Consider the following 22,251-nt stretch of genomic DNA (forward strand, 5'->3'; position numbering starts at 1 on the left):
TGCCTACAACCCGTGAGTGTGCTATGGAACCCGGAAACGCCCAGCTGTCGATGACGGTACTGATGACCCCTGACATGGCCAACTTCTCAGGCAATGTTCACGGCGGCACCCTGCTCAAGTACCTCGACGAAGTGGCCTACGCCTGTGCGAGCCGTTATGCCGGTCGCTATGTAGTGACCTTGTCGGTGGACCAGGTGATTTTTCGCGAACCGATCCATGTCGGTGAGCTGGTGACCTTCCTCGCCTCGGTCAACTACACCGGCAATACGTCGATGGAAGTGGGCATCAAGGTGGTGACCGAGAACATCCGCGAGCGCTCGGTGCGCCATACCAATAGCTGCTTCTTCACCATGGTGGCCGTAGACGACCAGCGCAAACCCGCCGCCGTGCCGCCACTGCAGCCGCACAACAGCGAAGACAAGCGCCGGTTCGTACAGGCGCAGCAGCGCCGGCAGATTCGCCAGGAGCTGGAAAAGCGCTATCAGGAAATCAAGGCAGACGGGCCGTAAGACCCGAGCTGTAAACCAGATCAAAATGTGGGAGCGGCTTGCCCGCGATAGCGATCTGTCAGTAGCGCATGTACTGGCTGATCCACCGCTATCGCGGGCAAGCCCGCTCCCACATTGGGTTTTGTGGGGTTACAGACCGATCGGTGTGGCTTCGAAGCGCACGCGCGGATGGGCGATGCGGTCCTGGGCGCGGACCAGTTCCAGCTCGTAACTGGCGCAGGCCTGGGTTTCCAGCAGCACTTCATGCACCGCGGCGGCGGTGAATTCGAAGGCTGCCAGCAGGCTGTCACCCAGCAGCACCCGCGCCAGGAACAGCCCCGACGTCAGGTCGCCCACGCCCACCGGCTGACGCGGGAACGCCAGCAGTGGCCGACGCAAGTGCCAGCTGCCATCGGCAGTCACCAACAGCATCTCAAAACCGTCCGGCAGCTTGCCCGGATAATCCAGGTGCTTGACCAGCACGGCTTTGGGCCCGCGCGCCAGCAGCGCCTTGGCCATGCCCAGGCAATCGAACAGCGATTGCGGCTTGCGCCCGGCAAAGCTGTCCAGCTCCAGTTGGTTGGGGCAAAGGAAATCCGCCATCGCTGCCGCTTCGTCCAACAGGAAATCGCTGACTTCCTGGGGCACGATGCAACCCTTTTCCGGGTGGCCCATCACCGGGTCGCACAAGTACAAGGCCTTGGGGTTGATGGCCTTGATGCGCGCCACGCCGGTCAAAATCGCACGGCCTTGGGCTGCGCTGCCGAGGTAGCCGGACAGCACTGCATCGCAGTTACCCAACTCGCCGATTGCGGCAATCCCTTCCACCAGCGCCGGAATCTGCTGCGGCGCCAACACTTCGCCCGCCCACTGACCATACTGAGTGTGATTGGAGAACTGCACCGTGTTGAGCGGCCAGACATTCACCCCGACCCGCTGCATGGGGAACACGGCGGCGCTGTTTCCGGCGTGGCCAAAAACCACATGAGACTGGATCGCAAGCAGATGAGGTGTGCGTTTCATGCGGGAGATTTCCGTAAAGCCATTGAAATTCTGGCCGCGCAGTATGCGACTAAACACGGCCTATACGACAGACCAGAGACACAGTTAAGCTGCTCTCACTTTGTTGGAGTTCATCGCATGCTGACCCTGGGAAACATCTTTGTGTTGATGCTGCTGGCGACCGGCGCCGCCTGGGTCTGGCACAACCACGGCCTGCGCGAGCGGGCGCTGGAGCGGGTCAAGCAGCATTGCGCCAAGCTCGATATCGAGCTGCTCGATGGCGCGGTGGCGTTGAAACGCATCGGTTTTGTGAGGGACGCCAAGGGTCGGCGACGTCTGGCGCGCATCTACAATTTTGAGTTCACCGTGACCGGCGAAGCACGCCATCCCGGGACGATCACTCAGTTTGGTGCTCACAGCGCGCAGATCGAACTGGCGCCCTACCCGTTCGAGATCAAAACGCCGCTGCCCAGCGCTGAAGTGATCGAGCTGAGCCAATGGCGCCAGGACCACGCCAGCAAGAACCGTCACTGACGGCAGGCGGCCAAGGCGTCCTGCAATGCAGCCACGTCCAGTGGCTGACTGAAGATCAATTCAATACGTGAGTCACGGCGCCATTCGCTCGGTTGCCAGAGAAGTGCGCCGTTATCCACAGCGTTGGCACTGAGCCAACCTTCAGGGCTGTGGATAACCAGTTTGGCGCGGCGCCACACCAGATTTGTCAGCCAGCGGTTCAGGCGCACGGTGTCGAATTGCTGACTAGGGTGCCAACGCCAGCCGATGCTCCAGCCGCCCTCTTGAGCCTGGCTGAGGCAGATTGGCAGCGTCGGATCGGTCCAGATGGCTGGCATCTGCGCTAAGCCTTTGGGCACTTCGACGTTATCCACAGCAGTGCGGCCTCGCGCGTCCAAGCCGGGCAACAGGTCGAGCGGCACGTGCGCCTGGCGCGTCCAGTAAAGCGGGCAGTCGGGTAATTGCTGTTCAATGGCCTGGCGCTGCGCGGCATCCAGCGTCTCATCCTTGTTCAACACCAACAGCCCGGCACTGGCCAGCGTCTCGCGTTGCGCATCAGGCAAGGGTTTACCCGCCGCCAGCGCCTGGGCATCCAGCACCAGTACGCACGGCTGAACCGCCAGCACGTCCTGCCACGGCGCCTGCCGCAGTTGCCTGAGCAACTGCGCCGGGTGGCCCAGGCCCGAGGGCTCGATAAACAGCCGATCAGGCTTGGCCTTACGCAGCAGGCGGCCCAGGCCTACCTGGAACGGTGCACCATTCACACAACACAGGCAGCCACCTGCCACCTCGCCCAAAGCAATGCCGTCGTCATCCTGAGTGAGCAAGGCAGCGTCCAGACCGATCTGCCCGAACTCGTTGATCAACACGGCCCAGCGCTCGTTGGCCGGGCGTTGGGCCAGCAGGTGTTTGATCAGGCTAGTCTTGCCGGCGCCCAACGGCCCGGCAATCACGTGGGTGGGAATGTTCTGCAGCATCAGTGGCATCATTCAGACCGTGTAGAGAGCTTGATCCTACCCGGTTATGCGAGCCAATCCAGCGTCAGGATCAACCGTCGCTCATCAGCCTTGAGTGCAGGCGAGCGATGAATCAAGCCGTGAGCTTCGTTGCCATGCCATTGAGTGCCCTTGAGCATGGCCACTTCGCCACAAAGGATTTGCTCGATGCGCTCGGTGGGTTGCGCGTCCGACTGGGCCAGTTTGCGGCGGTCCATAACGCCTTCGCGCAGCCACTGGCTGCCAATGCCGGCGTAGGTGGTGATCAGTCGCACCGGCACGTGGTCAACGTGAAAACGCGGGCACATGGCCTTGTCCAGCAGCCGCAAGCGCACGCCAATGCGCTTGGCGCCCAGCAAACAGGCAAACGCGCTGACCAACCAGGACACATCGGCAATAAAGCCTTCGTAGCCTTCAAGGTCGCGGCAACTGGATGCCAAACCCTGCAAGTTCGGTACAGCGTCTTCGTTGTTGAGCTCAATTACCCTGGAATCGGCCAGCGGCTCATTGAGCGCCACCAGCAGGGCACCGAATTCGGCGATATGCAGCGGCAGTTGACGCTGCCAAACCGCCAGGTTCACCCCGTCTTCCAGAATGTCAGCCAGCGCCAGCGGGGTTTCACCGCGCGTTTGGCGGATCACGGGGCGCAATGGGATAACCGGGGTCAGCATCAGGCGACCTGCTCGAACCAGGGGCCAAAGGGGTCAGCCAGCAGGCACCAACCTTCAACGCCAACGGCCATTTCTTCATCGGTGAGCAAGCAGGCGTCCAGTTCGGTACGCATGTGGTTGAAGTCGATGTTTTGCCCGATGAACACCAATTCCTGGCGGCAATCACCGGTACTCAGCTGCCAGTTGGCCATGATCGCCGCCACACTTTCTTGATCCTGCGGCCATTGGCTTTTCGGCACAAAACGCCACCAGCGCCCAGCAAAACCATGGCGCATCAGCCCGCCAGCCTGGGACCAACTGCCTGCATCTTGATGCTTGCTGGCCAGCCAGAAAAAGCCCTTGGAGCGCAGCAGTTTGCCGTTCACCCACGGGCGGTCGATAAAGTCGAAAAAACGCTGAGGATGAAACGGCCGGCGCGCGCGATAAGCCGTGGAGGCGATGCCGTATTCTTCGGTTTCCGGCACATGTTCACCGCGCAGTTCCTGTAACCAGCCCGGCGCCTGGGCGGCGCGCTCGAAGTCGAAGCGGCCGGTGTTGAGGATTTTGTTCAGCGGCACTTCGCCCATGACCATCGGGATAATTTCGGCCTGAGCGTTGAGGCGTTCGAGAATCGCCATCAGTTCCTCGCGCTCACGGCTGCTGATCAGGTCGATCTTGCTGATCAGGATTACGTCAGCAAATTCGATCTGCTCAATCAGCAGGTCAGTGATTGAGCGTTCGTCCTCCTCTCCCAGGGTCTCACCGCGTGAGGCCAGGCTTTCGGCGGCCTGGTAGTCGAGCAGGAAGTTCATGCCGTCGACCACGGTGACCATGGTGTCCAGGCGCGCGATATCGGCCAGGCTTTGCTCGTTTTCGTCGCGGAAGGTGAAGGTCTCGGCCACGGGTAACGGCTCGGAAATGCCGGTGGATTCGATCAACAGGTAATCGAACCGGCCTTCCTTGGCGAGTTTTCCGACTTCTTCCAGCAAGTCTTCACGCAAGGTGCAGCAGATGCAGCCGTTGCTCATCTCCACCAGTTTTTCTTCGGAGCGGTTGAGGGTGACGTCGCGCTGCACCTCGCTGCCGTCGATGTTGATTTCGCTCATGTCGTTGACGATCACCGCCACCCGCAAATTGTCGCGATTGCGCAGGACGTAGTTGAGCAGCGTGCTTTTGCCGGCGCCGAGAAAGCCGGACAACACGGTAACGGGGAGACGATTGGGCATCAGGTGTTCCTCATCAGGGTTGGCCGGTCAAATCGCCCGTTGATGGCGTTCGCGCAGCTCTTCACGTTCTTTGGCTTCGATACTCAGGGTCGCTGTGGGGCGCAGCAGCAGGCGTTTCAGGCCAATGGGGTCGCCGGTTTCACGGCACCAGCCGTATTCGCCACGGGCCAGCAGTTCAAGCGCGTCGTCGATCTTGTCCAGCAGCTTTTTTTCGCGCTCCAGCAGGCGCAGTTGCCATTGGCGCTGTTCCTCGGCGCTGCCCAGATCGGCGGGGTCGCTGTTGGTTTCCTGCTCGCGCAGCACCAGGAACTCGGCTTCGATGCGCGCTTGCAGTTCAAAACGCTGGCCCAGCAGCAGCTCGCGGAAGAAGCCTTGCTGGGCTTCATTCATGTAATCGTTGGGCGATTGGGCAAGGAGGTCTTGTTCAGTCATGGAAAGCAGTTCACGGGTCAGGCTGTGTTTTTATGTTATAGTATAACAACACAAATAAGCCAATCCCCTTGCTCGTCACGACGAAGGGCGCAATGCTTGAGCCCGTTCCAGCCCCCGAGAAACCTTATGAAATATCTGCTGTGCGCCCTGTTATTGGCAGTGGCAGGACCTTCCTGCGCACAAACGCCGAGCCTGGCGGCTACCTGCGTGCGCAGCGCCAACCTGCTGGCTTGCGTGGATCCGCTGGGGAATGCCTACAGCGTGGCGGCTGCCGGCAGCACCACGTATTTGCACGGTTTCGAGGTGATCGGCAAACGCTACTGGGCACAGACCAACAGCCGCTATGGGCAACTGACGTTCTTTACCGGGTTGGCGTCCGATGGTGAGGCGTGGGTCGGCTACACGCGCCGCGTGGGCTGGACCACCATCAACCGGTTTTCCAGCTCAGGCGGCACCCGTGCGAAGTTCACGTGCAGCCGCATTACCGGCTGCTAGACCTGGCCGTTCTTCTGCTCCTGAGCCCACGCCATGTAGCTGTTCATCGGCGGGTTCTTCTCGAAGTACTTTTTCAAGCCTTCGAAAAGCCCATCCGCCACCGCCTGTTGATGGCGCGCAGTGACCAGCCGCTGAGCGTCCTGGGTGTTGGAAATGAACCCGGTCTCGACCAGGATCGACGGCACATCCGGTGACTTGAGCACCGCAAACCCTGCCTGCTCCACGCGCTTCTGGTGCAGCGTGGTGATGTTTTGCAGGCTGCCCAACACGGAGCTGCCCAACTGCAGGCTGGAGGCGATGGTGGCGTTCATCGACATGTCGAGAATCACCCCGGCCAGCATCGGGTCCTTGTCCTTGAGATTGAGCAAGGTGGTGGCACCCAGCAGGTCCGCGCCATTTTCACGCTGCGCCATGAAGCGCGCCGTGGCGGAGGTGGCGCCGCCTTCAGACAACGCGTACACCGACGCCCCGGAGGCCGTGAGCCGTGGCGCGGCATCGGCGTGCACCGAGATAAACATATCCGCCTTGTGCTGACGGGCGATGTCCACGCGCTTGCGCAGCGGTACGAAGAAGTCGTCGTTGCGCACCAGTTTCACGTCAAAGCCTTTTTCACGCTTCAAGCGTTTGGCCAGCAATTGGGCGATGGACAACACCACGTCCTTTTCGCGCTGGCCCTTGGAACCGATTGCGCCTGGGTCTTTGCCACCGTGACCGGGATCGACCACTACGATGATGTCGCGCTTGGGATGCACCTTGTCCACCGGCGCCACAAGAGGTTGCGGCTGCGCGGCGATCTGGCGCGGCGCTTGGGTGGCGCTGCTCAGGTCGAGTACCAGGCGATGACCTTGGCCATCCTGCGGCGGCAACAAGAAGCTGTTGACCTGCATCGGTGCGGCCAGGTCCAGCACGATGCGCGTATCGCCTTTACCAAAATGCCCGGAGCGGATCGAAGTGATTCCGCTGTTCTTCAAGGCCAACTGCGAGAAATCGCCGCTGAGCCCGGCGCCGCTCAGGTCGATGATCAAGCGCTCCGGTGAGGTCAGGGAAAAGGTCTTGTATTGCACCGGGCCGCTGAGGTCGAACACCAGCCGCAGTTTGTCGTCGGAGCGCCACAGGCGCGCATTGCGAATCTGCGTGGCAAAAGCCCCCAATGGAAAGGTGAACAGAGGGCTGACCAGCAGCAGGTTGAGGAGCTGACGTCTGTGCATGACATATACCGCGAATAGAGGAGCGTCCCTGCTCGACATGACTGAAGAAAGGCTGGAGCAGAAAAATCATCGTCGACTCAATAGTTATAATATAACATGTCTTTTTTATTTCCAACGATGGACCTGCTCATGAATGCGCTGACTCTGCCGGATATCGCCGCGCAGGCTTCACGCCAAGCCTTGCCGCTCGACTGGGTAGGCATGTGCGGCATCGCCTTGCCCATTCTTATCGACGGCCAACGCCTGACTGCCACCGCCGATGCAGGCGTCAGCCTAGACGACGGCGAGGCCCGCGGCATTCATATGTCGCGCCTGTACCTGGCCCTGGAAATGCTCGACCAGCAGCTTCTTACGCCTGCACTTCTGCGTAATGTACTGCAGCGCTTTCTTGAGAGTCATGAAGGATTATCTAAGAACGCCTACCTACGAATTCACACGGATTTGCTGCTCAAACGCCCGGCATTGGTCAGCCAATTGGCTGGCTGGAAAGGCTACCCGGTGTGCATCGAGGCACGTCTGGAAAACCAGATGTTCCACGTGGAACTAAAAATTGACGTTACCTATTCCTCAACCTGCCCCTGCTCCGCTGCGCTCGCCAGGCAATTGATTCAGCAGCAATTTCTTGAAGATTTCGCCAACACCCCGCTGCAACACGAAGACGTACTGACCTGGCTCGGCAGCGCCAACGGCATCGTCGCCACGCCCCACAGCCAACGCAGCAGCGCACAACTCTCTATCGAGCTGGACGCCAATCAGTCCACCTTGCCGCTCACCGACCTGATCGATGACGTCGAAGCCGCGCTCGGTACCGCCGTGCAAACCGCGGTGAAACGTGCGGACGAACAAGCCTTCGCCCTGGCCAACGGGCAGAACCTGATGTTCTGTGAAGACGCCGCACGCCGCCTTAACCTCGCCTTGAAACGCTCGGATGCCGTCAAAGCCTTCCACCTGAAAGTGATCCACGCCGAAAGCCTGCACGCGCACGATGCCGTGGCTGAAAGCCGCTGGACGAGAGACTCTGCATGATCACCTGTAACGCTTTGCGCTGGGGTGCACCTGGGCAACCGCTCACCCCAGCACTGGATTTGACCCTGGAAAAAGGCAGCCTCACCGGCATCATCGGCGCCAACGGCACCGGCAAAAGCAGCCTGCTCAAAGTGATCGCCGGTTTGCAAAAACCGCTGGCGGGCAAGGTCAGCGTGGAGGTTCCGCGCCGGGGTGGCCTGTCGTTTCTGCCGCAGCAGCAGCACTTGGATCGCCAGTTCCCCATCAACCTGCAAGAGCTGGTCGCCGCCGGCTTCTGGGGCACACAACTCACGCCAGCCCAACGCAACGAACGTCTGCAGGCGGTGCTGGAGGACTGGTGCCTCAGTGGGCTGGAAAATCGCCCGCTGATGGCCTTGTCCGGCGGCGAACTGCAACGCGCCCTGCTCGCCCGCATGAGCCTCGCCGAAGCGCCCGTGTTGTTGCTCGACGAACCCCACGCCGCCCTCGATGAAGACGGACAGGCGCTGTGCTGGAAACACATTCACGCCTGGCACGACCAGGGCCGCACGATCATCGTCGTCTGTCACGACCTGGCCTCCGTGCGCCACCACACCCAGCACGTGGTGCAGATCAAAAGCACCGGCTGCGTGTTCGGCCTCAGCAAAGAGCTGATCCGCCCCCAACCCCAAATGCAGGTGGCCTGATGCACTTTGCCGCCCACCTGTGGATGCCTTTTTTCGACTTCGTGTTCATGCGCCGCGCACTTATCGGCGGGCTTGTGCTCGCCTGCAGCACCGCGCCGCTGGGTGTGTTTCTGATCCTGCGACGCATGAGCCTGATCGGCGACGCGGTGGCTCACGGCATCCTGCCCGGCGCCGCGCTGGGCTTCTGGTTTGCCGGGCTCAGCCTGCCCGCGCTGACCATCGGCGGCCTCGGTGCCGGCCTGAGCATGGCCGGTTTATCCGCGTGGATCACCCGCCGCACCGGCCTGCGTGAAGACGCCAGCCTCGCCGCCATCTACCCGATCTCCCTCGCCGCCGGCGTGCTGATTCTTGGCATCGCGGGCAAGCGTCTGGACTTGCTGCACCTGCTGTTCGGCTCCGCGTTGGCCGTGGATGAAACCACCCTCACCGGCATGCTCTGGGTCTCCGGTTTCAGCCTGATCGCCATGGCGCTGATCTACAAACCGTTGCTGCTCGACACCCTCGACCCACTGTTCCTGCAAACCGTCAGCCGCCTCGGCCCACTCGCACACGGGTTATTTCTGACCTTGGTGGTGCTGAACCTGGTGATCGGTTTCCAGGCCATCGGCGCGTTGATGGTGGTGGGTTTGATGATGTTGCCGGCGATTGCTTCACGCTTCTGGAGCCGGCGCCTGCCGGTGTTGATTGCAGTATCGGCGGTGCTGGGATGCCTGTCGGTGTGGTTCGGTTTGTTGCTGTCGTTCTACTACTCACTGCCCAGCGGCCCGGCCATCGTGCTGGTGGCGGGCGGCGGGTATTTGCTGTCCGTGGTCTTCGGTCCGGTGCACGGCTTGCTGCGCCGCCCGCCCTCTCTTACATCCCAATGAGGTGTTTCCCGATGCGCGCTCTACTCGTGATGTTCAGCCTTCTGCTGCCCTTGTCGATGGCTCAGGCCGCCGACAAACTTCAAGTGGTGACCAGCTTCAGTATTCTGGATGACATCACCCACCAGATCGGTGGCGATCACATCCAGATCAGCAACATGGTCGGCCCGGACGCCGACGCCCATACCTACGAACCCACGCCGGACGACGCCAAGGCGTTGCTCAAGGCCCGGGTCATCATCAAGAACGGCCTTGGCTTCGAGCCCTGGCTGGACCGCCTGGTGACCAGCACCGAAACCAAAGCCGCGGTCGTGACCGCCAGCAAAGGCGTGATCTCTCACACCATGGAAGAAGACGGCGAAACCATCCCCGACCCGCACGCCTGGCATAACCTGGCCAACGCCGAAATCTATGTGAACAACATCACCAAGGCGTTGATTGCCGCCGACCCAGCCAACAAAGCCGATTACCAGCGCAACAGCCAAACCTACCTGAAAGAAATCTACCGCCTGCTGGCCGAGGCCAAGACCCAGTTCGGCGCGCTGCCACCGGGCAACCGTCGCATCGTCACCTCGCATGACGCCTTCGGTTACCTGGGCCAGGCCTATGGCATTCAGTTCCTCGCGCCCCAGGGTCTGTCGACTGAACGCGAACCGTCTGCCGCCGAAGTCGCTACGCTGATCACCCAGATCCGCAAGGACAAGGTCAAAGCCGTGTTCATGGAGAACATCAAGGATTCGCGCCTGCTTAAGCAGATTGCTGACGAAAGCGGCGCGCAGATCGGAGGCACGTTGTACTCCGACGCCCTCGCCGCCCAAGGCCCGGCCAGCACCTTTACCGGGCTGTTCGAATACAACCTCAACACCCTGTGCGCGGCCCTGAGCAAGCCATGACCCTGAGCATGCTCGACCTGGAAGAGGCTGCCATGGGCAGCCGCTTTCCACTCCACACCGTGCTCGACGCCGTGGCGTGGAACAGCGACGGCCTGATTGCCGCCGTCGCCCAGCAACACGGCAGCGGCGAGGTGTTGATGCTGGCCTGGATGAACCGCCAGGCCCTCACCGAAACCCTGGCCACCGGGCAAGTCTGCTATTGGTCGCGCTCGCGCGGGCAGCTGTGGCGCAAAGGTGAAAGCTCCGGTCACTGGCAACAGCTGGTTGAGGCCCGGCTGGATTGCGACGGCGACGCCGTGCTGCTGATCGTCGACCAACAAGGCCCGGCCTGCCACACCGGCCGGCCCACCTGCTTCTACAACGCCATCGACGGCGCCCACGTTCACATCATCACCTCGCCCCTAAAAAAGGAGCCCGCTGCATGATCCGCAAGAACCCTTCCGGCGATCTGCCGGTGATTGCCGAATCGGCCTACGTGGATAAAACCGCGATCATCTGCGGCAAGGTCATCATCGGCGAAAACGTCTTCGTCGGCCCTTACGCCGTGATCCGCGCTGACGAAGTCGACGCCACCGGCGACATGGACCCGATCACCATCGGCGCCAATTCAAACATTCAGGACGGCGTGGTCATCCACTCCAAATCCGGCGCGGCGGTGACCATTGGAGAATTTACCTCCATCGCGCATCGCTCCATCGTTCACGGCCCCTGCACCGTCGGCGACCGCGTCTTCATCGGCTTCAACAGCGTGCTGTTCAACTGTGCCGTCGGCGATGGCTGCGTGGTGCGCCACAACTCGGTGGTCGACGGCCGCGACTTGCCCGCCGCCTTCTACGTGCCCTCCACCACCCGCATTGGCCCGAACACCGACCTGTCGCAATTTCCGCCGGTGAGTGTCAGCGCCTCAGAGTTTTCTGAAGACGTGGCGCGCACCAATGTCGACCTGGTGCGTGGTTACAAAGCCCTGCAAAACGAGTTCTGAACCATGAGCCGCCTGCTGATTCGCAATGCCCGCCTGGTGAATGAGGGCCGTGAGTTCGATGCCGATGTACTGGTCGCCAATGGCCGCATCGAGAAGATTGCCGCCAGCCTCGAAGGCTACAACGAGCCGGTGGAAATTGACGCCCAGGGTCAATGGCTGCTGCCAGGCATGATCGACGACCAGGTGCACTTTCGCGAACCTGGCGCGCCCGACAAAGGCAGTTTTTACAGTGAGTCCCGCGCGGCGGTGGCCGGTGGCATCACCAGTTTCATGGACATGCCCAACACCCACCCTGCCACCCTGAACCTGGAAGCCCTGGCCGATAAGAAGCGCCGCGCCGCGCTGCACTCGGTGGCCAACTACGGCTTCCACTTTGGCGTGAGCAACGACAACCTGGACATCGTCGCCGCCCTCGATCCGCGTGAAGTGGCCGGGGTGAAAGTGTTCATGGGCGCCTCCACCGGCAACATGCTGGTGGACGACCCGCGAATTCTCGAGCGGCTGTTTGCCGAAGTACCGACCATCCTTCTCGCCCACTGCGAACACACGCCGAGCATCCTGGCGAATGAGCAGCGCCTGCGTGAGCGCTTCGGCGAGCACATTCCCGCCGTCGCCCACCCGCTGATCCGGGATGCCGAAGCCTGTTTTCGCTCATCGTCTTTTGCGGTGGAACTGGCCCAGCGACACGGCACGCGCCTACACGTGCTGCACCTGACCAGCGCTCGCGAGTTGGCCCTGTTCGAAGACAAGCCTTTGGCCGAGAAGCGCATCACTGCCGAGGTTTGCCTGCACCATCTGCTGTTCGATGACCGCGACTATCACCGCCTTGGCCACCAGATCAAATGCAACCCGGCGATCAAGACCCGCGCCGACCGCGACGCGCTGCGCCTGGCCTTGCTGAGTAATCGTCTGGATGTGATCGGCAGTGATCATGCGCCGCATACCTGGGCGCAAAAACAGTTGGGCTATCGCGAAGCGCCGTCAGGCCTGCCACTGGTGCAGCACGCGCTGCCGGCGTTGTTGGAGCTGGTGATTGACGGGCATTTGCCGCTGACCACACTGGTGGCAAAGACCAGTCACCGTGTGGCCGACCTGTTCGCTATCCCGGATCGAGGCTATCTACGCGAGGGCTATTGGGCCGACCTGGTGCTGATCAAACCTGAGCCCGAAGGCAAACCCGTCAGCAGCCAGCCGATTCTCGCACGCTGCGGCTGGACGCCCTTCGCCGAGCGCAGCTTTCGCCACAGCGTCAGCACCACCCTGGTGTCCGGCCACCTGGCGTGGCACAACGGCCAGGTGATCGACAGTTGCCAGGGGCTGCCCCTGCACTTTCTGCGTTAAGCGCGGGGTTTGACCGTACCGCAATCGTTGCCCAGCCATTGGGCGTGAGTGTCCAGGCTGCCCTTTTGCTGAACGCCGGTGGCATTGAAGGTACCGTTGACGGTGGTGGTGAATTCCTGCTGGCTCTGGAAGGTCGCAACGCCAGTGCCTTGGGCTTTCGGGCAGCTGAAACGGAATTTCCACTGGTTGCCGGTTTTGTCGGTCACTTGCTGTTTGCAGCCCGATTGCGGATCGGTCAAGGGAATAGAATCAGACGCGACCTGGGCAGGCGTCAGGCAAACCTGCACGCCTTTGCCGGCCATGGTGATGCCCTGTTTTTCGAGCATGGCGCGCTGTTCGGGCGTCATCTGTTGCTTGAGCTGACCGAGGATCAGCGACAGGTCGGGCAAGTCCTGGTTATCGACTTTCATATTGCTGGTGGTCAATTCCCACAAGCCCGGCGCCAGCATCTGCGCCTGAGCCGCCACGGGCAGCGTCAATCCAACAACCATGGCCAAACCAAGCAGACGAGCATTCATCGGGTAACTCCTGGGTAATTGTGGGCGTTAGACGCTGCAAAGGCGCCAGTGTTGCACGGCAAATAAAATAGCGACATTCGTCGTCGAACATGGTCTGTTAGGGCACTGGATTGCCTGGAGTGATGTCGTTCATGGATTTTTTTGGCCCGCACCTGCTCGCCTACTTCATTGCCACGCTGCATTTTCTCGGGACGCTCGCCGCGATCCACGCGGTGCTGACCGTCAGGACCGCCCAAGGCTCGATCGCCTGGGCCTTGTCGCTGATGTTCATGCCCTACCTGACGCTGATTCCCTACCTCATCTTTGGCCGCAGCACCTTTGACGCGTACATCCAGGCGCGTCGCCAGGCCAACCAGGAAATGCACACCGCCATCACCGCGCTGAACTGGCGCCCGTGGGTCGAAGAAGCCCTGACAGCGCGCAACTCCCACGCCTATGCGTCCTTGCGCGCCATGCCCAAATTGGGCCGCATGCCGTGCCTGGCCAACAATGACGTGCGCTTGCTGATTAATGGCGATGCCACGTTCAGCGCGATTTTCGCGGCGATTCGCCAGGCTAAGACCGCGGTGCTGTTCCAGTTTTTTATCATTCATGACGACGATCTTGGCAGGCAGTTGCACGCCCTGCTGAAGGAAAAAGCTGCCGAAGGTGTAGATATTCACGTGCTCTACGACCGCATCGGTAGCCACGCCCTGCCCCACAGCTATGTGCAGTCGCTGCGCGACGCCGGGGTCAAAGTCAAAGCGTTCGCTACCCGCAGTGGCTGGCTCAATCGGTTCCAGGTCAACTTTCGTAACCACCGCAAGATCGTGGTGGTCGACGGCCTCACCGGCTTTGTCGGCGGGCATAACGTCGGCGATGAATACTTGGGCAAAAAACCGCCACTGGCGCCGTGGCGCGACACCCACGTGCAGGTTACCGGCCCGGTGGTGGCGTGCCTGCAGGAGTCGTTTGCCGAAGACTGGTTCTGGGCCGCGCGCGAGCTGCCGCCGCTGATCCTGCCTGACGCCTACCCCGAAGACGGCGTGCTCTGCCAATTGCTCGCCAGCGGCCCGGCCGATCCGTATGAAACCTGCTCGCTGTTTTTCGTCGAGGCTATCCATGCCGCGACCGAGCGCGTGTGGATCACCAGCCCGTATTTCGTACCCGATGAAGCGGTGTTCGCCGCCCTGCGCCTGGCGGTTTTGCGCGGGGTCGATGTGCGCCTGCTGCTGCCGTCGCGGCCTGATCACCGTATCGTCTACGCCGCCTCCAGCCTCTACGCCATCGAAGCCGTACGCGCTGGCGTGCGCGTGTTCCGCTACAAGCCGGGCTTCCTGCATCAGAAAGTGGTGCTGGTGGACAGCGAAATCAGCGCAATCGGCAGTGCGAACATGGACAACCGTTCGTTCCGGCTGAATTTTGAAGTGATGTTGCTGACGGTCGATGAAGCGTTTGCCAGCCAGGTGGAGCAGATGCTGCTGGACGACTTCGCACAAGCCCATGAAGTCAGCCACGAAGAAAGCCTCGAGACCCGCCGCCTGCAACAGCTGGGCATGCGAGTGGCGCGTTTGATCTCACCGATTCTCTAACAAACAACACACAAACAAATGTGGGAGCTGGCTTGCCTGCGAAAGCGGTGTATCAGTCGACCCATCTGGTCCTGATACACCGCCATCGCCGGCAAGCCAGCTCCCACAGTTTTTTGATCTGCAGTGTGCTGAAGATCAGCGGTAAATATCTTCCCGCGTCCACGGCAGTTCATGGCTGCCATCAGCGTGAGGCTTCACTGCCAATATCTGGTGCAAGTTGATCCAGCCCCGCGCAAACGCATATGCGCACCCGGCCAGGTACAGCCGCCAGATCCGCAACGCTTGCTCCGGCACCATCTTGGCGGCCGCCTCAAGGTTGTCTTCCAGGCGTTCACTCCAATGGTCCAGCGTGCGCGCGTAATGCAGGCGCAGGCTTTCGACGTCGACCACTTCCAGCCCGACTTCGCTGATTTCCGCCGTCATCATCGCCAGGTGTGGCAGCTCGCCGTTGGGGAACACATATCGCTCGATAAAATCGCCGGCGCCACGGCCCACGGGGCGACCGTCGGTGTGCTTGGCGGTGATGCCATGGTTCATCACCAGGCCGCCTTCGCGCACGGCGCCAAACAGCACCTTGCAGTACTCCGCCAGGTTGGCGTGGCCGACGTGCTCAAACATGCCCACGCTCACCACCTTGTCGAAACGACCGTCCTGGGGCAGATCGCGGTAGTCGAGCAGTTGCAGGTCTACCTGGTCTTCCAGACCCTCGGCCTTGACCCGTTCACGGGCCAGCGCCAACTGTTCTTTGCTCAGCGTGATCCCAAACACTTTGACGCCGAACTCGCGCGCCGCAAAACGCGCCAACCCACCCCACCCACAGCCGACGTCGAGCAAATACTCGCCTGGCTGCAGCCGCAACTTGCGGCACAGGTGGCGAAATTTGTCTTGTTGGGCCTGATCGATGGATTCGCTGCCGGTTTCGAAATAACCGCAGGAGTACGCCATGTCCTGATCCAGCCACAGCTGGTAGAACTCGTTGGACAGGTCGTAATGGTAGGAAATGGCCGCGGCATCAGTGGCCTTGTCGTGGATCGAGCGTACCGGACGACTCTCCTCGTCGTCTTCAATCAGGGCGTGACTCAGCTCGTCGCATACTCGGATTACTTCGCTGATGGAGCCTTCCAGCTCCAGTCTGCCCTCGACGAAGGCTTCGCCCAATGAGTCCAGCGTTGGATGAGTCAGGCTGGAAACGACCGTGGGGTCCTTTACCACGATCGTCACACTGGGCTCGGGACCCAGGTTAAATTCATGGCCGTCCCAGAGTCGAAGACGCAGCGGTAGCTTGAGATTCTGTAAGGCCGGTGGAAGTTGCGCGAGCATGAGTAGTCCCCCCTTGTTTCAGACGTCTGGAGTGAGGGTAGACCATCCGAAGACAAAGTAGGAGGCTATCGATTTGATAGCACTTAACTATAAGGCTCGATGCTCGAGCAAACCGTCCTGGATCCACTGTTTCAGCCAGGTCACCGCTTGCAGTGGCGCCCCCTCTCCATAAGTGACTGCCAACCCTGTGCACAGTTCTGAAAAATTCCAGCCGGTGGTCACCATGCCCGCCAGCGCACAGGCTTCAGCCGGCTCAAGGCTGCGGTAATGGCACACATTCTGGTGACGCCACACCAGGCACATCTGCGCCCGTTCCAGCGCCTGGCTATCAGGGAAATCCGACTCATCCTTGCTGGCCCGCCAAATCGCCACGCTATTGAACTGACACAGCACCTGTTGCACCGAAGGCGCCAGGCCTACCTGCAAACCCGGCCAGTTTTCGGGGGCCAACTGCGCCATGTCATTCACACCCAGCGGCTCACCCTGCGGCGCATCGAACGCCAAGGTAAACGCCCACTCCAATCGCGCCAACTCGGCCAGCGGCGCGCTGTGCTCTTGCACCAGATGCTCGACGAGAAACGCCGGGAACCGCTCGCCCAGCCAACGCAGGCTGTAATGGGCCGACGGATAGCGGCGCACATAGGCGTCCGTCAGCAATGCAAACTCGTCGTCACCCAGCCAATAGCGGATGGCGCCGAAGTCATGCCGCAACACTTCCTGAAGCCGCGACACATAGGCGTTGTGGTAAATCGCCAGGCCCGTGTCCACATCCAGGGTCGGCCCGCCCAGCAAGGTCGCGGCAAACCCACTGTTGGCCACCGAGCTTTCGGACAATAGATGCTGCTCAAACGCCAACTGCCAATCGATCAGGCGCATAACGCCCTCCTGGCCAACGCGCTGGCGCCCAGCTCACGGGCCTTGCTCAACTCGGCGAGCAGCTCTTCGAACGGCGGGAAATGGTCATCGCGCTCCAGCAATGTCGAGACCGGCCCCAACAGCTCTAGCGTCTGTTGATACAGCGCCCACACCGGATCGCACACCGGGTGATCATGGGTATCGACCACGTAGTCGCCGTAATCCCTATGCCCGGCCAAGTGCAGTTGGCGGATGCTTTCAGGCGGCAGGCTGCGGATAAACGTCCAGGCGTCGAAGCCGTGGTTACGCGAGCTGACATACACGTTGTTCACGTCCAACAACAGCTGGCAGCCGGTCAGGTGGGCCAGGGCCTTGAGGAATTCCCACTCGGTGAATTCGTCGGCCTTGGAACGCACATAGCTGGAAACGTTTTCCAGCACCAGCGGACGCTGCAAGACGTCTTGCACTTGGCGCACGCGGCCGGCCACGTGGTAGAGACTTTCTTCGGTGTAGGGCAGCGGCAGCAGGTCATGCAACTGATGGGCGTTGCCGCGGCTCCAGCACAGGTGATCGGAAACCCACGCCGGCTGAATGCGCTCGGCGAGCTGCTTGATGTGTTTCAGGTAATCGATATCGAGGGCATGCGGCCCGCCGATGGACAGGGACACACCGTGCATCACCAGGGGATAGCGCTCGGCTATCGCATCCAGGTAGTACAAGGCTTTACCGCCCTGGACCAGATAATTCTCGGAGATCACTTCAAACCAATCCACGGCCGGCGATTGTTCAAGGATCTGCTGGTAGTACTCACTGCGTAAACCCAGGCCGTAACCCAGACTTGGAAGGGACGCGGACATGACTCACTCCAGGGCAAAGTGTCCGCAGCGGTGGGGGGCGTCCGCTGCGGGTGCACTCGGTGCCGGTTACTCGCCGACGGTGCCGCCAGCCTTCATGCAGGCAGCAGCGGAGGGCTTGGCGAGGAAGCCCTGGCCTTTGCAAGAACCCTGACCTTTGCAAGCATGGTCTTTGGTTTTGCAGTCGTTCTGGCCTTTGCACGCGTTGATACCGTAGCAGTGCACAGCCGTGTCAGCGGCTTGAGCCTGGGTCACAACACCAGCAAACAGGGTAGCGGCGGCCATCGCAAGGGCGGCACCAGCAGCAGCGGATTTGAAGTTCATTTTTAGAGTCCTCATGATCGGTAGGGGTGCCGGTCTGAACGGAGTGTTCAGTCTCGACATACCACTAGAGTGAGGACCCTTATCGGCGTTACAGCTGTATGCAGATATTTCTGAAATTATTCTTCAAGCTTCAAAAGTGGCTCCTGAAAGCGCAGCAAACGCCCGGCGTTGCCCAGTACCAGCAAGGTGCTCAAGTTATGCAACACCGCCGCAATCATGGCGCCGGCCGCGCCCAGCCAGCCAAACGCGGCAAACACCACGATAGCCAGCGTCCAGCCCAACCCGATGATCACGTTGACCTGCAACGTGTGGCGGCACTGGCGACTCAAGCGCACACACGTGCCCAGGCGCCGCAGGTCGCTGCCGATCAACACCACATCCGCCGACGCCAGTGCGATGTCCGCACCGCCCGCGCCCATTGCCACACCGACCACGCCCGCCTTGAGCGCCAGCGAGTCATTGATGCCATCACCCACGACCATTGGCCGAAAGCCACTGCCGATTTCCCCGAGCACGCGGTTGAGCTTGTCTTCCGGCAGTGCCTGGGCTTCGACGTCGCTGATACCGACATCCAGCGCCAGGCTGTCGGCCACGCTTTGACGGTCACCGGTCAGCAGCAGTTGGCGGCCCAGGCCCAAGTCGCGTAGCTCCTGCAGGGCCTGGCGCGCTTCCGGCTTGACGCTGTCGGCGAGCAGCAGCCAGGCGAGGAACTGGCCGTTCAGCGCCAGACCGGCAATCGGGCCGTCATGATCAGGGACGCGGGTGGTCACGATGCCCAATTGCTCAAACAACTCCGGGCGCCCCAAAGCCGCTTCGCCCTGCTCGGTCTGCGCCACCACGCCCAGGCCCTGGCGTTCGCGAATGTCCGTCAGCCCCAGCATTTGTTCCTGTGTCGCCAGCCCCGCCAACGCACGGCTGACCGGATGGCTGCTGGCCGAACCCAGGCTGGCGGCAAGGTTCAACAACACCTGCCGATCCGGCGCCGTGGTGTCGATGGATTGCAAACGCAGGGTGCCAAACGTCAGCGTGCCGGTCTTATCCACAACCAGCGAGGTCAGGTCCGCCAACTCCTCGAGAAATGCCGAGCTGCGAATCAAAATTCCGTGCCGCGCCGCCACTGCAATCCCGGCAATCGCCGTGGCCGGGGCGGACAGCACCAAGGCGCATGGGCACGCCGCTACCAGCACGGCCAACATCGCCTGGGCGTCATTGGTCACAAACCAGGTCACCGCCGCCAGCAGCAACACCAGCACCATATAGCTGCCGGCGTAACGCTCCAGCAGCCGCGTGATCGGCGGCTTGGAACGTTCGGCGTTCTGCATCAGCGCAATGACTTTGCCCAGGGTCGATTCGTTACCGGTGCGCGTCACTTCCAGGCGCAGCAAGCCGTCGAGGTTGATCGCGCCACCAAACACCTGCACGCCCACGCTGGCTTCCAGCGGCACCGACTCACCGGTGATCGGCGCCGTGTCCAGGCTCGCCTGGCCCGACAGCACCACACCATCGGCCGGCACGCGATCACCGGCACGCACTTCGACGATATCGCCGGTGTTCAGCGTGCCGTTATCCACTTCCACAATGCTGCCGTCGGCCTGCACCAACCGCGCATGGCTGCGGGTCAGTTTGCCCAGGGCATGAATCGCTTCCTGGGAGCCAATCACGCTGCGCTCTTCCAGCACGTGGCCGAAAATCATGATGATCGGCAGCAATGCAGCCGTCAGCAGATCGCCCGTGGCCCACGCGCCGATCATCGCCAGGGCGATCAATTGGTCGGTGATGCCATGCAGGCTCGGGTAACGCAGGCTGTACCAGGCCGAACGCATCACCGGCACGGCCACCAGCAAGGAAGCGACGCCGAGCAGCAATTGGCTGACACCGTTCTGGTCCGGCGCCAGCCAGCGCCACACCAAACCCAATACCAGCAAGCCCAAGGCCAACATGGCCAGGGTTAATTGCCGGGCAGCACTGCGCTGCTCGGCGGACGTCAACATAGGCGCGCTCATTGTTCGGCTCCCTGGATGATCAAGCGGGAGTCGTCTTTGGGATCGACCGTGGTCACCGAACCGGCCTGGCCGAGAATCTTCGGCAAGCGTTCGCGATACAGACGCAGCATGAGGCCTGGGTCTTTGACCTGGGCCAGGCTGGCGACGGTGGCCGTTTGCGCCTGGGCATTGGCCAGGCGTTCGCTGGCTTGGGCGTGGGCCACTTGTACGACTCGGTCGGCCTCCTGATTGGCGGCTTGGGTGAGTTTTTCCGCGTCGGTGCGCGCATTGGCCACGGCTTTATCGGCTTGTTGGCTGGCCGTCAGCACTGCGTTGAAGGCATTCACCGCCGGGCCCGGCAGGCTTGATTGCACATCGACACGCGTCACTTCGATGCCCAACCCCAAACCGGTGGAGGCCAAGTCTGCCAAGCGTTTATTGATGCCTTGCACCAGATCGCCGCGCAGTCGCTCACGGCGTTCGGCGGCGCCGTTATCGCTGCCGATCAATTCCGGGCGCGCCACCAGAATGGTGTCCAGGTCGCGCGCCGCCGCCAGCGCCACGGCGCTGCGCGTCACCAGGCGATCCAGCGCCGGCAGCACGTGCTCGCCCTGCAGCACGAACGCGTAGGGTTCGGTGACCTTGTAGAACACCCGCACATCCAGCTGCACCACACCGGCGTCGCCGGTCAGCAAGTAGCCGGAGCCTGCCAGCGCGTCGCTCAACGGCGCGGCAAAGGTGGCCACGCGGTCGGCCTGGGTCGCCGCGTCGGAACGCAGCAGGTTCTCCACCCGACGCTCAATCACACGGTCGGCTGCCGGCAGCAATACCACCTGCTCGAACGGCTGAGGCCACGCCAATAAAAGGCCGGCATTTTGAATACGGTCCAGCGCGCCGAAGTGCAACACCACGGCGCGGTTCTGCGGGTCGATCTGGCGCACATTGGAAAACGCCCAGGCCAACGCCGCCAACACCGTCACCGCGTACAGCGCCAGGAAGGTCAGGCGCCCGGCCTGGATCCATGGGCTGTCCGGGCTGTCACGCTCACTCATGGCTGAACATCCTTCGGCCCGTCCACCAGTGCGCGGAACGGCGCGGCGTCAGTGCGCAGGATGATTTTGGTGCCCGGCGTCACCACCGTGCCCAAGGTGTCCAGCGAGCGCAGCAGGTTGTACAGCTGCGGATTGCCGGCGTAGGCACGGCCATAGATCTGCGCCGCTTCGACCCGCGACTGCGCTTCGATATCGGCGGCTTTCACCGTGGCATCGGCCTGCACGATGCGCGCATCGCGTTCGGCGGCGGAGCGAATCTGCGCCGCTTCACGTTTGCCCACGGCGGTGCTTTCAGTGGCGATGGTCTCGCGCTCGGCGCGCATGCGGTCAACGGTGGCGGTGAGGGTGACCGACGGCAAGGTCAGACGCTCGACACCGACTTGCGCCACGCGCACGCCATAAGTGGTGAGCAATTGTTGATCAATCTGCTGGCGCAACTGTGCCTCAAACTCAGCGATGCGCACTTGGCTGGCGTCGGTGTTGACCAGGCTGGACAGGTCAAAGCTGGCCGCAGTGGTCTCCAGCGCCGAGCCGACGAAGGTGCGAATCTGCCGCGCCGCTTCATCCGGCTGGTTCTGCACCGCGCGCATAAAACGCTGCACATTGTCGGCATCGCCCTGCACCTGCCACGCCACGTAGGCCTGCACGATAATCCGCAAGCCATCGCGGGTGCCCACGTCCTGCAAACCGCTGGAGGTGGTGCGCAGGCGCAGGTCCACCGGGATCGCCGCTTCGAACGGCGCCGGCCAGCGCCAGCCCAGGCCTGGCTCCAGCAGCACCCGCGACGGGTTGCCGAACCGCGTAATCACCGTGGCTTCGCCGGAACGCACCTGCACCAGGCTGGCGGCCGCCACCGCGAACAGCACCAGCAACACCGCCCAGGCCATGCGCCGCCAAGGAAACGGGCCAACGGCTTGCTCATCACCGTGAGGGTGATGGTGGTGGCCGTGATGGTGGTGATGACCATGATCGTGAGAATGAGCGCTCAACAGACAG

At 61.8% G+C, this 22,251-nt stretch carries 25 protein-coding genes; 11 read left to right on the forward strand and 14 right to left on the reverse strand.

Annotated features, from left to right (window positions below):
• The first annotated feature begins 23 nt into the window (after positions 1–23).
• The gene (locus NTD89_RS06650) at positions 24–509 is read left to right on the forward strand and encodes an acyl-CoA thioesterase (RefSeq protein WP_076013223.1); all 486 of its coding nucleotides are present in this window, start codon (positions 24–26) and stop codon (positions 507–509) included.
• 129 nt (positions 510–638) lie between these two features.
• Here NTD89_RS06650 and pdxY read toward each other — a convergent pair whose 3' ends face one another.
• A complete protein-coding gene (gene pdxY, locus NTD89_RS06655) occupies positions 639–1,511 on the reverse strand; it encodes a pyridoxal kinase PdxY (RefSeq protein ID WP_106575928.1) in 873 nt (290 codons plus the stop codon).
• A 117-nt stretch (positions 1,512–1,628) separates the two neighbouring features.
• On the opposite strand from pdxY, the gene NTD89_RS06660 reads away from it, so the two are divergent.
• Entirely contained in the window at positions 1,629–2,024 is a 396-nt protein-coding gene (locus NTD89_RS06660) for a DUF3301 domain-containing protein (protein WP_145158305.1), read from the forward strand.
• Here NTD89_RS06660 and NTD89_RS06665 read toward each other — a convergent pair.
• From NTD89_RS06665 to dksA, 4 genes are read right to left on the reverse strand one after another with little or no spacing between them, the layout of a single operon-like run.
• Positions 2,018–2,980 (reverse strand): CobW family GTP-binding protein, encoded by a 963-nt coding sequence (locus tag NTD89_RS06665; RefSeq protein WP_262206791.1) that lies wholly within the window; start codon positions 2,978–2,980, stop codon positions 2,018–2,020. The two genes, NTD89_RS06660 and NTD89_RS06665, sit on opposite strands and share 7 nt — an antisense overlap.
• Positions 2,981–3,024: 44 nt before the next feature.
• Positions 3,025–3,669 carry a DUF1826 domain-containing protein gene (locus NTD89_RS06670; RefSeq protein ID WP_262206792.1) on the reverse strand — a complete coding sequence of 215 codons (645 nt, stop codon included), beginning with the start codon at positions 3,667–3,669 and terminating at the stop codon, positions 3,025–3,027.
• A complete protein-coding gene (gene zigA / locus NTD89_RS06675) occupies positions 3,669–4,874 on the reverse strand; it encodes a zinc metallochaperone GTPase ZigA (RefSeq protein WP_262206793.1) in 1,206 nt (401 codons plus the stop codon). Before zigA ends, NTD89_RS06670 begins: the two co-directional genes overlap by 1 nt.
• Before the next feature lie 27 nt (positions 4,875–4,901).
• Positions 4,902–5,306: an RNA polymerase-binding protein DksA gene (dksA, locus tag NTD89_RS06680; protein WP_262206794.1), complete on the reverse strand. Its 405-nt coding sequence runs from the start codon at positions 5,304–5,306 to the stop codon at positions 4,902–4,904.
• A gap of 126 nt (positions 5,307–5,432) precedes the next feature.
• Here dksA and NTD89_RS06685 point away from each other — a divergent pair, with 126 nt between their 5' ends.
• Positions 5,433–5,801, forward strand: a complete 369-nt coding sequence (locus NTD89_RS06685) for a glutamine synthetase (RefSeq protein WP_262206795.1) — start codon at positions 5,433–5,435, stop codon at positions 5,799–5,801.
• On the opposite strand, the gene NTD89_RS06690 is transcribed toward NTD89_RS06685, so the two are convergent.
• A complete protein-coding gene (locus tag NTD89_RS06690) occupies positions 5,798–7,009 on the reverse strand; it encodes an N-acetylmuramoyl-L-alanine amidase (RefSeq protein ID WP_262206796.1) in 1,212 nt (403 codons plus the stop codon). The genes NTD89_RS06685 and NTD89_RS06690 overlap by 4 nt on opposite strands.
• A 129-nt stretch (positions 7,010–7,138) precedes the next feature.
• On the opposite strand from NTD89_RS06690, the gene folE2 reads away from it, so the two are divergent.
• Genes folE2 through NTD89_RS06725 form a run of 7 tightly spaced genes read left to right on the forward strand, consistent with a single transcriptional unit; the run spans position 7,139 to position 12,779 of the window.
• Positions 7,139–8,035 (forward strand): GTP cyclohydrolase FolE2, encoded by an 897-nt coding sequence (gene folE2, locus NTD89_RS06695; protein WP_262206797.1) that lies wholly within the window; start codon positions 7,139–7,141, stop codon positions 8,033–8,035.
• A complete protein-coding gene (locus NTD89_RS06700; protein ID WP_262206798.1) occupies positions 8,032–8,700 on the forward strand; it encodes a metal ABC transporter ATP-binding protein in 669 nt (222 codons plus the stop codon). The genes folE2 and NTD89_RS06700 overlap by 4 nt, the downstream gene beginning before the upstream one ends.
• Positions 8,700–9,566: a metal ABC transporter permease gene (locus NTD89_RS06705; RefSeq protein ID WP_145158332.1), complete on the forward strand. Its 867-nt coding sequence runs from the start codon at positions 8,700–8,702 to the stop codon at positions 9,564–9,566. Before NTD89_RS06700 ends, NTD89_RS06705 begins: the two co-directional genes overlap by 1 nt.
• Before the next feature lie 11 nt (positions 9,567–9,577).
• A complete protein-coding gene (locus tag NTD89_RS06710) occupies positions 9,578–10,456 on the forward strand; it encodes a metal ABC transporter substrate-binding protein (protein WP_262206799.1) in 879 nt (292 codons plus the stop codon).
• Complete coding sequence (hisI, locus tag NTD89_RS06715; protein ID WP_262206800.1) at positions 10,453–10,881, forward strand: phosphoribosyl-AMP cyclohydrolase; 429 nt, start codon at positions 10,453–10,455, stop codon at positions 10,879–10,881. Before NTD89_RS06710 ends, hisI begins: the two co-directional genes overlap by 4 nt.
• On the forward strand, positions 10,878–11,438 hold the full coding sequence (locus NTD89_RS06720; RefSeq protein WP_017135756.1) for a DapH/DapD/GlmU-related protein: 561 nt from the start codon (positions 10,878–10,880) through the stop codon (positions 11,436–11,438). Before hisI ends, NTD89_RS06720 begins: the two co-directional genes overlap by 4 nt.
• 3 nt (positions 11,439–11,441) lie before the next feature.
• Positions 11,442–12,779: a dihydroorotase gene (locus NTD89_RS06725; RefSeq protein ID WP_145158340.1), complete on the forward strand. Its 1,338-nt coding sequence runs from the start codon at positions 11,442–11,444 to the stop codon at positions 12,777–12,779.
• On the opposite strand, the gene NTD89_RS06730 is transcribed toward NTD89_RS06725, so the two are convergent.
• Positions 12,776–13,297, reverse strand: coding sequence for a DUF3617 domain-containing protein (locus NTD89_RS06730; protein WP_119741192.1), 522 nt, complete (start codon positions 13,295–13,297; stop codon positions 12,776–12,778). The genes NTD89_RS06725 and NTD89_RS06730 overlap by 4 nt on opposite strands.
• Positions 13,298–13,428: 131 nt before the next feature.
• On the opposite strand from NTD89_RS06730, the gene cls reads away from it, so the two are divergent.
• Positions 13,429–14,868 carry a cardiolipin synthase gene (gene cls / locus NTD89_RS06735; RefSeq protein ID WP_262206802.1) on the forward strand — a complete coding sequence of 480 codons (1,440 nt, stop codon included), beginning with the start codon at positions 13,429–13,431 and terminating at the stop codon, positions 14,866–14,868.
• A 135-nt stretch (positions 14,869–15,003) separates the two neighbouring features.
• On the opposite strand, the gene cfaB is transcribed toward cls, so the two are convergent.
• The 7 genes from cfaB to hflC form a co-directional block, all read right to left on the reverse strand.
• Positions 15,004–16,188, reverse strand: a complete 1,185-nt coding sequence (gene cfaB, locus NTD89_RS06740) for a C17 cyclopropane fatty acid synthase CfaB (RefSeq protein ID WP_145158346.1) — start codon at positions 16,186–16,188, stop codon at positions 15,004–15,006.
• Positions 16,189–16,275: 87 nt separating this feature from the next.
• Entirely contained in the window at positions 16,276–17,064 is a 789-nt protein-coding gene (locus NTD89_RS06745) for a DNA-binding domain-containing protein (RefSeq protein WP_262206803.1), read from the reverse strand.
• The gene (locus tag NTD89_RS06750) at positions 17,055–17,900 is read right to left on the reverse strand and encodes a DUF692 domain-containing protein (protein WP_145158352.1); all 846 of its coding nucleotides are present in this window, start codon (positions 17,898–17,900) and stop codon (positions 17,055–17,057) included. The genes NTD89_RS06745 and NTD89_RS06750 overlap by 10 nt, the downstream gene beginning before the upstream one ends.
• Positions 17,901–17,966: 66 nt before the next feature.
• Complete coding sequence (locus NTD89_RS06755) at positions 17,967–18,221, reverse strand: hypothetical protein (RefSeq protein ID WP_145158355.1); 255 nt, start codon at positions 18,219–18,221, stop codon at positions 17,967–17,969.
• A gap of 116 nt (positions 18,222–18,337) precedes the next feature.
• Complete coding sequence (locus tag NTD89_RS06760) at positions 18,338–20,224, reverse strand: cation-translocating P-type ATPase (protein WP_262206805.1); 1,887 nt, start codon at positions 20,222–20,224, stop codon at positions 18,338–18,340.
• Complete coding sequence (hflK, locus tag NTD89_RS06765; protein WP_169367886.1) at positions 20,221–21,255, reverse strand: protease modulator HflK; 1,035 nt, start codon at positions 21,253–21,255, stop codon at positions 20,221–20,223. The genes NTD89_RS06760 and hflK overlap by 4 nt, the downstream gene beginning before the upstream one ends.
• Positions 21,252–22,247: a protease modulator HflC gene (hflC, locus tag NTD89_RS06770; RefSeq protein WP_262206856.1), complete on the reverse strand. Its 996-nt coding sequence runs from the start codon at positions 22,245–22,247 to the stop codon at positions 21,252–21,254. The genes hflK and hflC overlap by 4 nt, the downstream gene beginning before the upstream one ends.
• Between the last annotated feature and the right edge of the window lie 4 nt (positions 22,248–22,251).

Origin of the sequence: Pseudomonas sp. 14P_5.3_Bac1, from assembly GCF_025466135.1 — a bacterium.
Lineage (GTDB): Bacteria > Pseudomonadota > Gammaproteobacteria > Pseudomonadales > Pseudomonadaceae > Aquipseudomonas.